17 protein-coding genes are annotated in these 14,074 nt (G+C 62.9%); 9 read left to right on the top strand and 8 right to left on the bottom strand.

All coding sequences use genetic code 11. From position 1 onward, the window contains the following. The first annotated feature begins 224 nt into the window (after nucleotides 1-224). The 5 genes from AC1P6P_RS15115 to AC1P6P_RS15095 all read left to right on the top strand — a co-directional run bounded on the left by AC1P6P_RS15115 (nucleotide 225) and on the right by AC1P6P_RS15095 (nucleotide 5,250). Complete coding sequence (locus AC1P6P_RS15115; protein ID WP_481403270.1) at nucleotides 225-743, top strand: hypothetical protein; 519 nt, start codon at nucleotides 225-227, stop codon at nucleotides 741-743. A gap of 189 nt (nucleotides 744-932) precedes the next feature. Then, complete coding sequence (locus AC1P6P_RS15110; protein WP_481403269.1) at nucleotides 933-2,249, top strand: glycoside hydrolase; 1,317 nt, start codon at nucleotides 933-935, stop codon at nucleotides 2,247-2,249. Between the two features lie 162 nt (nucleotides 2,250-2,411). Next, nucleotides 2,412-3,461, top strand: a complete 1,050-nt coding sequence (locus AC1P6P_RS15105; RefSeq protein ID WP_481403268.1) for a hypothetical protein — start codon at nucleotides 2,412-2,414, stop codon at nucleotides 3,459-3,461. A gap of 72 nt (nucleotides 3,462-3,533) precedes the next feature. Continuing rightward, entirely contained in the window at nucleotides 3,534-4,400 is an 867-nt protein-coding gene (locus AC1P6P_RS15100; protein WP_481403267.1) for a polysaccharide biosynthesis/export family protein, read from the top strand. Nucleotides 4,401-4,689: 289 nt separating this feature from the next. Continuing rightward, nucleotides 4,690-5,250: a nitroreductase family protein gene (locus tag AC1P6P_RS15095; RefSeq protein WP_481403266.1), complete on the top strand. Its 561-nt coding sequence runs from the start codon at nucleotides 4,690-4,692 to the stop codon at nucleotides 5,248-5,250. A 215-nt stretch (nucleotides 5,251-5,465) separates the two neighbouring features. On the opposite strand, the gene AC1P6P_RS15090 is transcribed toward AC1P6P_RS15095, so the two are convergent. Continuing rightward, nucleotides 5,466-6,122 (bottom strand): HAD family hydrolase, encoded by a 657-nt coding sequence (locus AC1P6P_RS15090; RefSeq protein ID WP_481403265.1) that lies wholly within the window; start codon nucleotides 6,120-6,122, stop codon nucleotides 5,466-5,468. Then, nucleotides 6,112-6,414: a DUF3572 family protein gene (locus AC1P6P_RS15085; RefSeq protein ID WP_481403264.1), complete on the bottom strand. Its 303-nt coding sequence runs from the start codon at nucleotides 6,412-6,414 to the stop codon at nucleotides 6,112-6,114. Before AC1P6P_RS15085 ends, AC1P6P_RS15090 begins: the two co-directional genes overlap by 11 nt. A 165-nt stretch (nucleotides 6,415-6,579) precedes the next feature. On the opposite strand from AC1P6P_RS15085, the gene AC1P6P_RS15080 reads away from it, so the two are divergent. After that, nucleotides 6,580-6,954, top strand: a complete 375-nt coding sequence (locus AC1P6P_RS15080) for a response regulator (protein ID WP_481403263.1) — start codon at nucleotides 6,580-6,582, stop codon at nucleotides 6,952-6,954. Between the two features lie 3 nt (nucleotides 6,955-6,957). Next, nucleotides 6,958-8,328 (top strand): PleD family two-component system response regulator, encoded by a 1,371-nt coding sequence (locus tag AC1P6P_RS15075; RefSeq protein ID WP_481403262.1) that lies wholly within the window; start codon nucleotides 6,958-6,960, stop codon nucleotides 8,326-8,328. Here AC1P6P_RS15075 and AC1P6P_RS15070 read toward each other — a convergent pair whose 3' ends face one another. Further along, entirely contained in the window at nucleotides 8,329-8,730 is a 402-nt protein-coding gene (locus tag AC1P6P_RS15070) for a hypothetical protein (protein ID WP_481403261.1), read from the bottom strand. A 98-nt stretch (nucleotides 8,731-8,828) separates the two neighbouring features. Here AC1P6P_RS15070 and AC1P6P_RS15065 point away from each other — a divergent pair, with 98 nt between their 5' ends. Next, nucleotides 8,829-9,443 (top strand): class I SAM-dependent methyltransferase, encoded by a 615-nt coding sequence (locus tag AC1P6P_RS15065; RefSeq protein ID WP_481403260.1) that lies wholly within the window; start codon nucleotides 8,829-8,831, stop codon nucleotides 9,441-9,443. On the opposite strand, the gene AC1P6P_RS15060 is transcribed toward AC1P6P_RS15065, so the two are convergent. The 4 genes from AC1P6P_RS15060 to AC1P6P_RS15045 form a co-directional block, all read right to left on the bottom strand. Then, entirely contained in the window at nucleotides 9,440-10,957 is a 1,518-nt protein-coding gene (locus AC1P6P_RS15060; RefSeq protein WP_481403259.1) for a hypothetical protein, read from the bottom strand. The two genes, AC1P6P_RS15065 and AC1P6P_RS15060, sit on opposite strands and share 4 nt — an antisense overlap. Nucleotides 10,958-11,033: 76 nt before the next feature. Continuing rightward, nucleotides 11,034-11,501 carry a hypothetical protein gene (locus AC1P6P_RS15055; protein ID WP_481403258.1) on the bottom strand — a complete coding sequence of 156 codons (468 nt, stop codon included), beginning with the start codon at nucleotides 11,499-11,501 and terminating at the stop codon, nucleotides 11,034-11,036. An 89-nt stretch (nucleotides 11,502-11,590) separates the two neighbouring features. After that, nucleotides 11,591-12,385: an exodeoxyribonuclease III gene (gene xth, locus AC1P6P_RS15050; protein WP_481403257.1), complete on the bottom strand. Its 795-nt coding sequence runs from the start codon at nucleotides 12,383-12,385 to the stop codon at nucleotides 11,591-11,593. Between the two features lie 88 nt (nucleotides 12,386-12,473). After that, nucleotides 12,474-12,662, bottom strand: coding sequence for a hypothetical protein (locus AC1P6P_RS15045; protein ID WP_481403256.1), 189 nt, complete (start codon nucleotides 12,660-12,662; stop codon nucleotides 12,474-12,476). A 130-nt stretch (nucleotides 12,663-12,792) separates the two neighbouring features. Here AC1P6P_RS15045 and AC1P6P_RS15040 point away from each other — a divergent pair, with 130 nt between their 5' ends. Next, on the top strand, nucleotides 12,793-13,524 hold the full coding sequence (locus tag AC1P6P_RS15040) for a hypothetical protein (protein WP_481403255.1): 732 nt from the start codon (nucleotides 12,793-12,795) through the stop codon (nucleotides 13,522-13,524). Here AC1P6P_RS15040 and AC1P6P_RS15035 read toward each other — a convergent pair. Beyond that, on the bottom strand, nucleotides 13,525-14,074 hold a 550-nt coding region (locus tag AC1P6P_RS15035), incomplete at its 5' end, for a hypothetical protein (RefSeq protein WP_481403254.1).

The following is a 14,074-nucleotide window of genomic DNA, read 5'->3' as shown; positions in this document are numbered from 1 at the left end:
TCTGCCGCGACGCCACCGGTCTGGAGACCACGATTACGGTAAAGAACGCCGTCGTAGTGCCGAGCAAAGACCCGGCCACGCTGCAATTCAGGACCTTGACGATCGAGGTTGCGTTGAAGAGCGGGCGGATCGTCCGCGGCAGGCCGGTCTGCGAATAGCCGACAATCCGCCATCGTGGCGGAATCCGTGCTAAGGTATGTCCTTCATACCGGGGGCGCGGCGTCATGCGGGCTGCGGTTTTGATCGGCGTTTTGCTGCTGTTTCCCGCGTTTGCCGCGCCGCCGAAGCATGTCAGGCATCCAGCCCAGAACCCTGATGTGGCGACACTGAATTATCCGGCCCAGGCGGCTACGCTGGTCAAGGCGAAAGACGGGGCCACTTACAAGCTGCATCTCGATGCCGTGCCGACCGTTCACGGCACAATCGCCGACCTCGTGCTGGTCGTACAGCGCGCCGATGCCGCCGACGATTCGCCCAATCTGCTCGATCCGCCAGGCAACTGGCACGGTTATCAGGCCTACACCTTCGCGGCGACGGACTTCAAAGACGGGGCGGACAAATCGCTATTTGGTATGAAACGCGTCGTTTGCCGGCTTGGGGCCGCGATCACGGTCGAAATCGCTGTCACGCAATCGGCCGTCGAGTTGGTACCGCAAACGACCGAGTGGCGATTCAAGGCGATGGAGATTGAAGTTGTGGTGCGGCAGGTTTCGGCCCCCGATGGGGTGGCGGCGTGTGGCTAGAACGCATGAACGCGCGGTGAAACTGCTGTCATGTGAACTCGGTGCTGGTTTTCTCTGCCATGACTGGCGCTACCATTGCGTGGGGCAGATCGGGGGATGGATATGCGGCATTTCACGTTTGCGGGGATCATCGCGGCGGTACTTGTGGCGATTTCCGGAGTTCAAGCGGAGCCTGTCGAATTTCAAATCTTGCCGTCGCGAAGTTTCCAGGTGATGGAAGGCTTCGGCGCGGGATTCAACCTGATCGCCAACGATCTGTTTGCAACGATTTCGTCCGCCGACGATCGCAATCGCGCCTACGATCTGCTGTTCGGCCAGCGCAACATGCGCGCCATGCCGCCGACCCTCGGTATTGTTCGGCTGACAGTCACACCGCTGGCGAAGCCGGTCGGAGGCGGCCATTACGATTGGGCCGATGACGACGGCATCAAGCAGCAGCGCGCCGCACTGGCGCCGGTATTCGCCCGCGCCAATCCTACACTCTATGCCGTGCCGTTTACGCCGCCGCCGGCCTGGCGCATATGGCGAACCGACCTGCAGCCGCAAGGCTTTTACATCAATCCCGACGACTATGGTCAGTACGCTGCATATCTCGCCGATTACCTCGTCTATTGGAAGGGAATCGGTCACGAGATTTCCTATATCAGCCTGCAGAACGAGCCCGGGGTGAAGGCCAAATGGGCGTATTGTCTGTGGCTGCCGCAGCAGATGCATGATTTCTTGCCGTATCTGGCAGCGGCGCTTCAGGCGCGTAATCTCACCACCAAAATCATCGCCTCCGAAGGCACCAATTGGACTGGCGCTTGGGAGCACCTAAAACCATCGCTTGACGATGCCAATACCGCCAAGCTGATCTCGATCCTGGCTTCACATTCCTATCTGCCGGAGAACGATCCCGGGCGGAAAATCATGGCGGACGCATCCCGGCAAACGGGCAAGCCGGTCTGGATGACCGAAATGAGCCTGATGCAGCCGTATCAGGACGATGATCCAAGCATCGTTGCGGCACTGAAAATCGCGCGCTACATCCGCAAGGACATTGTCGACGCCAATGCATCCGCGTGGATTTATTGCTTCGCGATCTTCAAGACCATTCCGCCGGGTTTCACCACACAGATCGGCAGCATGGGGGTGCTTTCGCCGTCGGATGGTGCAGCGCATGGCGCGTTGGTGGTGCCCAAGCGGTACTGGGCTATCGCCAATTTCAGCCGGTTCGTGCACGCCGGCGACAAGCGTATAGCCGTAAACGGCCCGGGCGATAACACCGTCGCATTCGTCAGTGCCGACGGCAAAACCTTCACCGTTGTTGCCATCAATCCGTTCATGCAAGCGGTGGCGGTTCATTTCACCTTTCCAAAGAATTCCATTGCCGGCGTCAAATCGTATGTGACGTCGCCGACCATGAACCTGGAGCCAGTGGCGGTGACCGGTGTTGTTGCGAGCGGCTTCAACGGGGTTGTGCCGGCGCAGAGCGTAACGACGTTTACCGGCAGCCTCGCACCCTGATTTTTCAGTCGAGTTTGAGAAGCACTCCTTACAAGTACGGAAATACGGAAATTACACATTCGCCATGTCGGGCAGGCTCGCACCCGTATCGCGCGAGCGCTATGATCGAGTCCGCTGCGGCGCCAGGTAGGGGGGTGCCGGGCTATTGGGGAGTGATCCGACATGTCGCTCAACTTCAAACGCGGCGCGCTCGCGGCCGCTATGCTATTTGGATTGTTCTCGGGAGCGGCACGCGCCGGCATTCCCGAATTTCTTGGAAACTGGGTCAATAGTGACAGCAGTACGCCGGATATCACGCGCGTCGTCGTGATGCCGGGCGGCCCCGGCGGCGTGATGGTGCATGTCTGGGCGCAATGTTATCCGACGGATTGCGACTGGGGCGTGGTGCCGGGCCATCCATACGTCGACACCTTCAACCAGCATGACGTCAACATCGTTACGGCGTCGTTCAATCCCGGATTTGCGCGGACACTGGTGATCCTGCGGCCCGGTCCGGGCGGCATGAAGATCCAGGCGCTGACCGAATTCACCGACGGTTCCGGGCGCAGCGATTATGAGTACCGCGGCAATTTCCATCGCGTGATGTACCTGCCGCCGCTGATCCCGATGCCGCAGCTGCCGTCGATTCCGCTGCCGCTGCAGCCGAAGTGGCCGCCGATGATGCCGGCGCCGCATCCGTTGCCGATTCCGCCGCAACCGGTACAGCCATCCTTCCCGCAGCCGCTGCAGCCGATCCTGCCGCATCCGATCCTGCTGGGCGCCGAGGACTGCATCGGATTCAATACCGGTATCGTCACCGCCAACGGCTTCGGTGGTTGGAAAGTGATGTCGGGGTCGATCATTCTGCTCAACTTCGGCAGCGACCAAGCCGGCGCCTTCAGAGCCGTGCAGCTGATCAAGTCCTATGGTCTCAGCCAGCAATGCTTCGTCCGGCGACCGCATGCCGCCATGATGTATTGGAAAGCCGGCGGTTCGGTGCCGAAGAACAATATGCCGGGCCAGGATTGCATCGGGAATAATCCGATGTCGACGACGCTGGCGAACATCGGCGGTTCGTGGAAGATCGTCGACGGGCCGCAATACATGCTCGATTTCGGTGGCGACAAGGCCGCGGCCGAAATGGCGTTGTCGGTGATCAAGTTCTATCGCCTCGACCGGCAATGCTTCGTGGCGCGGCCCAATCCGCCGATGTCCTATTGGTTGGCGCAATAAACGTCGGAGCGGCGGGCGGAAACGTCCGCCGCTTAACAATCCGTAAAGTGGTGAACGGCTAGATTTCAGCCCATGGGCTGGAAATCGTTTTTGATCGGTTTGGCGGCGCTGGTGGCGTACTGCATCGGCGCGATTGCGGCCGACGCGCAAGCGCGCGACACCCGGGTCGTCACGCCGGTGTCGCTGGCGGATGCCCATGCCGGCCCGTCGCCATCGGACGCCGCTCCGTTGCGGCCGTCAGAAGGCATGCCGCGCTACTCCACCATGACCCCGCCGCCGCCGTCCGAGGAAATTCCGTCGGCCGCGCCGACGGCCCGCGTCAACGTCGCGCCGAGCCCGCCGGCATCGCAGGCCGTCTCGCCGGAACCGCGCGCCCCGGAACGCATCACGGTTGCGGGGCTGAGGTCGGCGAACGACTACCGCCTCGGGCCGGGCGACAAGGTGCGCGTCACGGTCTTCAACGAAGGCGATTTGTCGGGCGACTTTGCCATCGACGGGCAGGGCTTCGTGCGGCTGCCGCTGGTGGGGCAGGTGCAGGCGGCCGGCCTGACGACGTTTGCGCTCGAAGAGCGCATCGGCAGCGCTTTTGTCGGCGGCGGCTTCCTTCTCAGTCCAAAAATTTCGATCGAGATCGTCACCTACCGTCCGTTCTACATCATCGGCGAAGTCGCCAAGCCGGGCGAGTACGCCTATGTCAACGCCATGACGGCGCCGAATGCGATCGCGCTGGCGGGCGGCTATACCGATCGCGCGGTCACGTCGAGCATTTGGGTGCGGCACCAGGGCGAAACCGCCGAACACGAATTGCGCGCCGACGACACCACGCGGATCAATCCCGGCGATGTCGTGCGGGTGCAGCGCACCGCCTATTGGTCGCTGATGACCTTGCTCGCGCCGCTGATCTCACCGTTCGCGACGACGGCCTATATCCTCAAATAGGCTCCGTCATAGCGTCCGCCGAGCGCGTGCTTGCGCCCTGCGTTGTCGGTCATCACCATTTCAAACACCGGCGCGCAATGTAAGGAACAAAAGCGGAACAGTCAAGGCCGGAGGCAATAATCGCCGCGTTGTTTGGCGCGCGAGGCAATCGCGGGGTTGAATTGGTTAAGGCCTGTCACACTTCGCAGAAGTCGGAAATTGTCGCAGTGGCCAATGCGGCGCACGTCGCGGCGCGCGTGCGGGTGTTAACCTCGGGACTGCTTTCATTTTTGAGCTTTCAGAGGACATCATGGAACTCAATGCTGCCATCCGCGCGCGGCGTGCCGTGCGCCAGTATACCGATGAGCCCGTCAGCGAAGACATTCTGCGGCATCTGATCGACACCGCGATCCAGGCGCCGAGCGCAATGAACGAGCAGCCGTGGCTGTTCACCGTCGTCCGCGACAAGGCGTTGCTGGCGCGGGTCTCCCGCGAAGGCAAGGCGGCTACCATCGCGGCCCTGGAGGCCAGCGGGGCGCCGAGCGACCGGATCGAGCGGCTGAAAAATCCGGCCTACGACATTCTTTACAACGCGCCCGCGCTGATCGTCATCGCCAGCGCCTCGAACGGCCCGTGGGCGGCGGTGAACTGTTCGCTGGCGGCGCAGAACCTAATGCTGGCCGCACGCGACGCCGGGCTTGGCACCAACTGGATCGGTCTGGCGCAAGCCTTCATCTCGTCGCCGGACGGAAAAGCGGCGCTTGAACTGCCGCCGGGCTGCGCGCCGGTCGCCGCCATCATCGTCGGCCACACCACCGCCTTCCCGCCGCCGGTGCCGCGCAAGCCGGCCGCGATCACCTGGATCGGCTAAAAAATTGGAGGCCGCACGTTCCCAGCATGCGGCCTCCAACTTCCATCGCGCGGCGGTTTCGGACCTTCGTCGCCTGACCACTCCGCCGATGCGCGCAATATACCACCAGCGCCCGACAGCCGCCGATCACGTCTCCGGCTACGAACGTAAATTCAGCGAGGGGAATTCCCGTTGCGGTGCGCCGTGACTGCCGGCCGCCCGTGGGCGGAGAAATGTCAGGCCAGCGCCTCCAGGATGAACCGCTTCACATCGGTCCAATCCCTGGCATAGCAGTGGGCGTGGAAGCCGTTGCCGAGCATCCGGCGCAGCGGCTCGCTTTCGACGACATGCACCAGCGTCACGTCGGGCGCCGCCTTGGCGACGTCGGCGAGGTTGGAGGGGATGTCGTCGATGAAAAACGCCTTGGCGCGGGCATGGGCGGCGAGGGCGCGCATCGCAGCTCCCTTGTCGGCAAGATAGCCGCCGCCGCAATCGTTGGCGATCAGCGGATAGGGAAGCCCGAGGCGGGCGAAATTGCGCAAGCGCGCCGTGGCTTGAGACGCGGTGACATTGGACAGCACGACCACGCTCGCGATTTTGGACAATTCCGCCAAGGCCTCGCACGCACCGTCGACCGCTTCGAGATCGTCGAGCTCGGCGCGGTATTCCTCGAGCAAGGCCCAGCATTCGACGTCGAGCAGCCGCGATTGGTCGTCGCGCCGGCGGATCGCGCCTTCGTAGCGGTAGCGGGTGAGGTTGAGAAACAGGCCGCGGCGCTCAAGCCAGCGCTCGAAGCAGCCGGTGAACTGCAGCAACACGCCGTCGGCGTCGGTGACGATCAGCGGGCGACCGGGCGTGATGGCGGCAATGGCAGAGGTGAGGTCACACTTCACGGGCGGCACTTAACACATGATTGGCGGCGTGCAGGTCGCGCGCCTGCAGCCCCTGCTCGGCGCAGAAGCCGGTGGTGGTAGCGTCGCCGGCGAGAATGTACTCCAGGACCGCGCGCAGCACGTCGGGATCGGCGGCGCGCCGGCGAAGTTCCGCGGCATCCAGTCCGGAATTGCGCAAGAATCGTTCGATCTCTTCCGGCTGTGCCGCCAGGAAAGCCAGCCCGTTCAAAGCCGTGGTTTCGGCCTGCTCCCGGGTAAGTTTGTCCCGTATCAATGTCTCGTCCGTCCTCACAATTGCGCCCACTGCGGCCGAAAAGGCCGCTCCAGGCGGTCATTGTCAAGGGAGCGTTAATACTCGGCAACTAATACTACGCAACGTGATTGCGATCGAGTCGGGTCCTGTACGCGCAACCAGGTGGTGTGCGGCAGGCTTCGAGGGGTGGACCGGAGAGTTCTCATGGATGCGAAAGCCAAGACCGTTCTCATTGTCGAGGACAACGAACTGAACATGAAGCTCTTCCACGACCTGCTCGATGCGCACGGTTACAACATCCTGCAGACCAAGGACGGCATGGAAGCGCTCGACATCGCGCGCGAACACCGCCCCGACTTGATCCTGATGGACATCCAGCTGCCGGAAGTATCGGGCCTGGAAGTCACCAAGTGGCTCAAGGAAGACGACACGTTGAAGGCGATCCCCGTCGTCGCCGTGACCGCGTTCGCCATGAAAGGCGACGAGGAAGTCATCCGTCAGGGTGGTTGCGAAGCTTATATTTCGAAGCCGATCTCCGTCACCAGTTTCCTGGATACGGTTCGCCGCTTCATCGGGTGATCCATGACGGCCCGTGTCCTGGTCGTTGACGACATACTTGCCAACGTCAAGCTGCTCGAAGCCCGGCTGACGGCCGAATACTTCGAAGTGGTCACGGCGTATTCGGGCGCCGAGGCGCTCGGCAAGATGGAAGCGTGCGATCCGGATATCATCCTGCTCGATGTCATGATGCCCGGCATGGACGGTTTCGAAGTCTGCCGCCGCATCAAATCCAATCCGCGCACGGCCCACATTCCCGTGGTGATGGTCACGGCGCTCGACCAGCCGTCGGATCGCGTGACCGGGCTCGAGGCCGGTGCTGACGATTTCCTCACCAAGCCGGTCGACGACGCCGCCCTGTTCGCCCGCGTGCGCTCGCTGGTTCGCCTCAAGATGATGACCGATGAGCTTCGCATGCGCGAAACCACCGGCCAGTCGATGGGGCTGATCGATCCCTCGACCTCGTTCAGCGAAACCGGCGTCGCCGGGCGCGTGCTGATGATCGAGGATCGGCCGGACTCATCGGCCTGGTTCGGCAATGCCCTGCGCAAGGAAAACGACGTCGCCTGCGTCGACACCTTCGAAGAGGCGCTGGTGCGCGTGCGCGGCGGCGATTTCGACCTTATCATCGTGTCGCTCGGCATGCGCGGCTTCGACGGCCTCAGGCTGTGCTCGCAGCTGCGTTCGCTGCCCGAGGGGCGGCATGTGCCGATCCTGGTGGTGGTCGCCGACGGCGATAAGCGCAAGCTGCATCAGGCGCTGGAAATGGGCGTCAACGATTACCTGACGCGGCCCGTCGATACCAACGAACTGGTGGCGCGGGTGCGCACCCAGCTGCGCAAGAAACGCTACGCCGACCGGCTTCGCCACAACGTGCAGCTTTCGCTCGAAATGGCGATCACCGACGGGCTCACCGGCCTGCACAATCGCCGCTTCATGACGCGCCATCTGGATAATCTGGTGGGACAGGCGCATCGCACCGGCAAGCAGCTGTCGTTCGTCATCATGGACATCGACTTCTTCAAGTCGGTCAACGACACTCACGGCCACGACATCGGCGACGAAGTGCTGCGCGAATTTTCCCGCCGCATCACCGCCAACATCCGCGGCTGCGATCTCGCCTGCCGGTACGGCGGCGAAGAATTCGTCGTGGTGATGCCCGACACCGAAGTCGCCTTCGCCTATGCGATCGCCGAGCGGCTGCGCAAATCGATCGAGACCAACCCGGTGCGCATCAGCCGCGCACCCAACCAGCTCGCCATCACCATCTCGATCGGCATCGCCGGATCGATGGGACCGGCCGACACGTCGGAAGCGCTGCTGCGCCGCGCCGATCAGGCGCTTTATTCCGCCAAGAACACTGGCCGCAACCGTGTCGTTGCCGACGCCGCCTGATCACTTCCGCGCCGTTCGCGCCCGATCCGTTTGCGGGATGATCTGCGCGGTGACCACGTTGGTCTCGGCATTGACGCGCACCGCGGCGATACTGCTGCGGGGCAGGCGCGTCGTCAGGCGGACGGTCACCGGCATCAAGCCCTGGACGACGGTGGCGCTGTCGCCGGGCGGCGTGGCGACGAAATCGATTTCGACATCGCCGCGGGCGCGATCACGCTGATGGACGGCGAGCCGCGGTTTCTCCCAGCCGCCGCTGCGCACGGCGCCCTTGGCGGTGATGATCATGCGCTTGCCGGAGATGACAGCAGTTGCGGAATCGACGCGATAAATCAGGCTTTCGGCATCAGCCGGAGCTGCCGCAACGATAACCATCACCAGCGCGATTGCGCGTGCGAACGTCATGTTGTCTGGTTAGGTGGCGAATGCGGCGCAATTGAGGAATGTGGCGAGACGCGCACGCGCGTGCTAGTCAACCTGCCGTGTCAGCGGGTGGCCATCACATGAACGATCAGCGAGCATTCTGGAACGAGCGTTTTTCCGGCGCGGAGTACCTGTTCGGGACCGAGCCGAACGCGTTTCTGGCGTCGCAACGCGACCGGCTGAAAGCGGGCATGAACGCGCTCGCCATCGCCGATGGGGAAGGGCGCAACGGCGTTTTCCTGGCGCGCCTCGGGCTCGACGTTCTGGCGACCGACTTTTCTCCGGTCGCGCTCGAAAAGGCGCAGCGACTTGCCGGCGAGGTCGGCGTGCCGCTCAAGACCGAATGCGTCGACCTGATGAATTGGGATTGGGGCGCGCCGCGATTTGATGTCGTCGCGGCGATCTTCGTCCAGTTTACCGGCCCCGCGGAACGCGCCCGCATGTTCGCAAGCATCAAACACGTTCTGAAGCCCGGCGGCCTGCTGCTGCTGGAAGGCTATCGCCCGAAGCAGCTCGAATACGGCACCGGCGGGCCGTCGGAGGTGGAAAACCTCTACACGCGAGCGCTGCTCGAAGGCGAATTCGCCGACATGGAAATCCTCTCCCTGTCCGAATACGACGCCGATCTGAGCGAAGGCGACCGTCACAAAGGCATGTCGGCGCTGATCGATCTGGTGGCGCAGAAGCGCGGCTAAATCCCGTTCCGGCAGCCGAGGTTGAGCGCTTGCCGCAGAGCCTGCACGGCCGGCGTGGCGTTGCCGTCTTTGTCGAGCGCCCAGTATTTGGTATGCGCAAACCACCTGGTTTGACGGGACTTGTCGAGGTTGATGTCGCGCACGCCGGGACCGTAGCGCTTTGCCAGCGGACCGGAGATCACGTCACCCTTGAGATAGAACCAATGCGACGGCGCGTAGATGTTGGTCCAGCGCACGACGGCAAACTGCGACGCGAAGTGCAGTTGCCAGAATTTCGCATCCGAGCCGTCGGCGGACTTCATCGGGAAGGGAAACTCCATGCCGATGTAGGGCAGGCCCGCGACATGCGGCAGGTCGCATTGGTCGGCCAATCGGCGGATCGCCGGATTGTCGAGTTTCTCTTCCACCGGCGGAGCGATTGCGACTTCGCGGGTTTTGACGCGGCGATCGAATTCCTCCTTGTCGGGATAGAGCAGGAACTCGCTGTAGGTAAGCGGGCTGCCGAGGGTGATGAAATCGGTGATCAGCCAGCGCCGCGCCCGATCCGGGGCTTGCGACGGCAACGAACGCGTCCGCAATGTGCGTGCCAGCACGCGGCGGGCATTGTCGAAATGGGTTTGGGCTCTGGTCAGAGCCGCCTCGTCGCCTGCCGTACGCAATTCCTTGGCAGCGTGTTCAACGGCGATGAGCGGCGCCAGTTCCTCGCGGTCGAACGTGAAGCTGCGGCCGCCGGTGTGCGATCCCCAGAACAATGACAACAGGTCGTACCCGAGGATCGTTCCGAGACTGTGGCCGACGATGATGATGCGCTCATATGTGCCGTCGTGCAGGGCTTCGAGAAGCTCAAGGCCGCGTTTGCGAATGGCATTACGGGCGGCGATATTCTGCGGCTTGGCGCTGGTGTATTTCACGACACAGCCGATATTGGCGAGCATCCAGCGGCTCGCCACGCCAGCCGCGGCGCCGAAAACATAGGTGAGGATATCGTTGATGCGTTTGACGGCATCGTTGCTGAGCGGGTGAGGGGAGAGTTTGGCAAAGGGAATGGCAAAGCTCGAACCCAGCACCGGCAACAGGGCGAGATAGAGTACGAGGGCGCAGATCAGCAGCAGCAAAACCCAGGCCGGCCACAGGCTTCTCGGCAGCAGTTTGACGGGATTGCGCAGCAGCAGGCCGCAAATCCAGTTCTCGATTTCGGAGAGGGTCGAACCTTTGTTGAGATCGGCCCAATAAAGCTCGAAGAAATCAGTGCGATAACCGGCCGGGTCGTTGCCGGGACCGTCGGCGGTCCTGGTCGTTATCCGCTTCAGTTCCTGCAGGCCGGTCCTGATGTCGGGCTTGATCCAGGTCTCGTGCGGCGGCGGCTTTTGACGCAGATCAGGGTCAGTCTCCCACACCGCTTTGACGAAATCGCGGATGGTTCCCATCGGTTCCTGTTCGCCCATGCCATGGATCAGGACGACGGCTTGCTTGGGTTCTGGCGACGGCGGCTGAAAGGGATCTGGAGGCGGCATCGGCTTCCTCGCGCCGAATCTCGCAGCAAAGCGTGTTGCTGCCACCTCAGGTTGTCAATCGGCTGGTTAGTGCATCCTATGGATTGCCGGCGGCCGGTAAGGGGCTCGCAGGCGGCAAAGATGCATGCGTCGCATTCGCTGCTGGCTTTGCGGACAAAGTCTTGATGCGGGCCTTGGCGGCGGGCGCGAACTCACTGAACGGAAATTGGGCGAGGAATTCGAGATAGGCATCCTGCGTATCGGCCAGCATGGCGGCGTGCCAGTGTTCGATTTCGACGGTCTTCGGGTCCGGGGCCGGCAGATAGACCTGCTGCGCCGGATGCGACGCCGGCGGCGAGGTCGTCACCGCAGACTTCGCCGCCGCGGCGGGTTTGGTGGGAAACCAGTTCAGCGCGCTGGGATCGAAGGCGTGAATCACGAACAGGAACGAGGAAACGGTCGCAATGCCGCCGGCGAGGTACTTCGCCCAAAGATTCCTCCGGAATTTCTTGCGACAGAACAATCCGGATGAAAACACGAACAACAGGAATTCAATGACAATCATGCGGCCCCCCGCCGAGGCCGCTGTGATAGCTCGAAATTGCCCGAACGGCAATTCAGCCCGGGAATGGCGTGATGTATCAGGCGGATAGCTTAGATATCGATCTCCGCCACCACCGGCACATGGTCGGACGGCTTGTCCCAGCCGCGCACCCGCTTGTCGATGGTGCAGGTCTTGAGGCGATCGGTGGCCTGGGGCGACAGTAGCACGAAATCGATGCGGATGCCGTGGTCCTTCTGCCACGAGCCGGCCTGATAATCCCAGAAGGTGAAGCGGTGCGGGCGGCTGTCGCAGGCGCGGAACGCATCCTGCCAGCCGAGATGCTCGATGGTGCGCAGCGCCGCCTGGCTTTGCGGCTGTAACAGCGCATCGTTGCGCCACGCGGCGGGATCGTGGCAATCGTCGTCGGTCGGAATGACGTTGAAATCGCCCATCAGCGCCGCTGGTTCTTCATAGGACAGAATTTCCGCGGCTCGGGTGCGCAGGCGCTGCATCCAGCTCTGCTTGAATTCGAACTTGTCCGAGCCGAGCGGATTGCCGTTGGGGGCGTACACCGATGCGACGCGAAGAGTGCCGCGCTGGCCGGTGACCACCGCTTCCACATAGCGGGCGTGCAGGTCGGGGCCATTTGGGCCATCACCACCGGGGAGGCCGCGGCTGACGTCCTCCAGCGGGCGCTTCGACAGGATGGCGACGCCGTTGTAGGTCTTCTGGCCGTGGATCGCGCAGTTGTAGCCGAGGTCTTCGAAGACGCCGCGCGGAAACGCTTCGTCGACGCATTTGATCTCCTGCAGGCAGACGACATCGGGCGCGGCATCCTTCAGCCACGCCGTCACCGTATCGATCCGCGCCTTGACCGAGTTCACATTCCAAGTGGCGATTTTCATGGTACCAGGAGATTCGATTGCGATCCCCACCATAGGGCAATCGCGCTGGTCGGACCAAGACGGTATCACGCGCCTCTGCGCGTGAACCCTACTGTTGCTCTTCCGAAATCGGGGCGCAGGTGTGGTGGCCGGCGGCGAAGCAGCTTTCGCGTTTGATGCCGTGATGCAGCGACACCATCAGCCCGACGGTGCCGAGGATCAGCACGGCCACGACCGCCAGCACGATCAGGTTGGCGCGCTGGCGCTGGCGGTAGTCTTCGGGCGGTCGGTCAGTCATGAGCGCACCAAAGCGCCACGCCGGCGGCAATGCAATGAGGCGCGATGTAACGCGGATGTAATCGCGCGGCAGTGGCGGGCGTGCCGTGGGGGAGGTTAAAATTGCAACGGCCATCGAAGGGATTTCGGTCATGCGGAACTGTCTCGCCATAGTTGCCGCCGTGTTGCTGGTGTCGGGAACCGCCTTCGCGTTTTCGGGCAAGACGACAACGCCGTCTGACGACAATTCGGTACAATCAGGCGACCGTTCGCTGGCGGCGCGCTCCGGGCACGGCGGACCGCCTGGGGGGCATGGGCAGCGCGGCGGTTTCCGTCATCACGACGGTCACGGCCGGGGTGGGGTGATCTATCCCTATCCGGTGCCGATGACGTGGCCGTATCCGTGGCCGCCCTACTATTATCCGTATCCGCCGTATTACCCCGATACGTCCGATGATGACGACGACAGCCCGCCGGCCGGGATGCCGGGCGAGATGCCGATGGGCGTCGTCGGTTTCTGGTACTACTGTGACGCGCCGGACGGCTACTATCCCTATGTGAAGGACTGTAGCCACCCGTGGGCGCGCATTCCGATCTCGCCGCCGCCGCCCGGGACCGCCGCGCCGATGAGTTTCTCCGATTGGCAATGGTGCGAGGAGAAGAAGGCGTTCTTCCCCTATGTGACCGCGTGCCCGGCGGGTTTCGTGCCGGTGCCGGTGACTGCGCCGGGTAAAAATCAATCCGGCCCACCGCAAGTCGCCAACTGGTACTTCTGCGAAAGCCCGCGCGGGTACTTGCCCTATGTCGTGCAATGCGCCCGCGACTGGCGCGCCGTCCCCGCCGTGCCGCCACCGAGCGTGAAGATCACGGTGAAGGACAAGTAGCTACTGCGAATAGCCTCTGCGGTGTTCGGGTTTGTAGCCGATGAAGACGTTTTCGTAGAGGCACGACAGGGTATAAAGAACATCGACGCCGTTCGGCGACATGCAGGGCGCGAGGTACGGTGCCTCGCGCCGGGCAAGTTCTCGCTGCCAATGTTGGGGATCGGACACATCCGATACGACGCCGAAATGGCCGGGATCGTCCTTGAGCGCAAGTCCAATGCGATCGCAGAGGTTGCGCACTTCCCGCGAGGCTTTATCGTAGCGTCCCGGATCGCAGGTGGCCAGCGCCATCGCGATACCATCAACCTGTTGCGACAGCACCGATGGCGTCTGGAACGTATACGGATTGAAGAACGGCGCGGGCGTGATCGCGCCCGATCCGCTGGCGGCCGGCAATCGGCGTTTGCGCGGCGGCGGGGCGGGCGGCTCGCGGGTCAGCGTGATCTGGGTTTCGTGTTCGTCGGCCGACCGTTTGGCCGGTTCACGCTCGATGATCAGCGCATGAAGAAATACGAACACCGCCGCACCATGCAGCAGCGCCACCATGAGG

The organism is Rhizomicrobium sp. (assembly GCF_056722145.1).
Note: the sequence above shows the minus strand (reverse complement) of the source record. Positions and strands in the feature narration are given on the sequence as shown.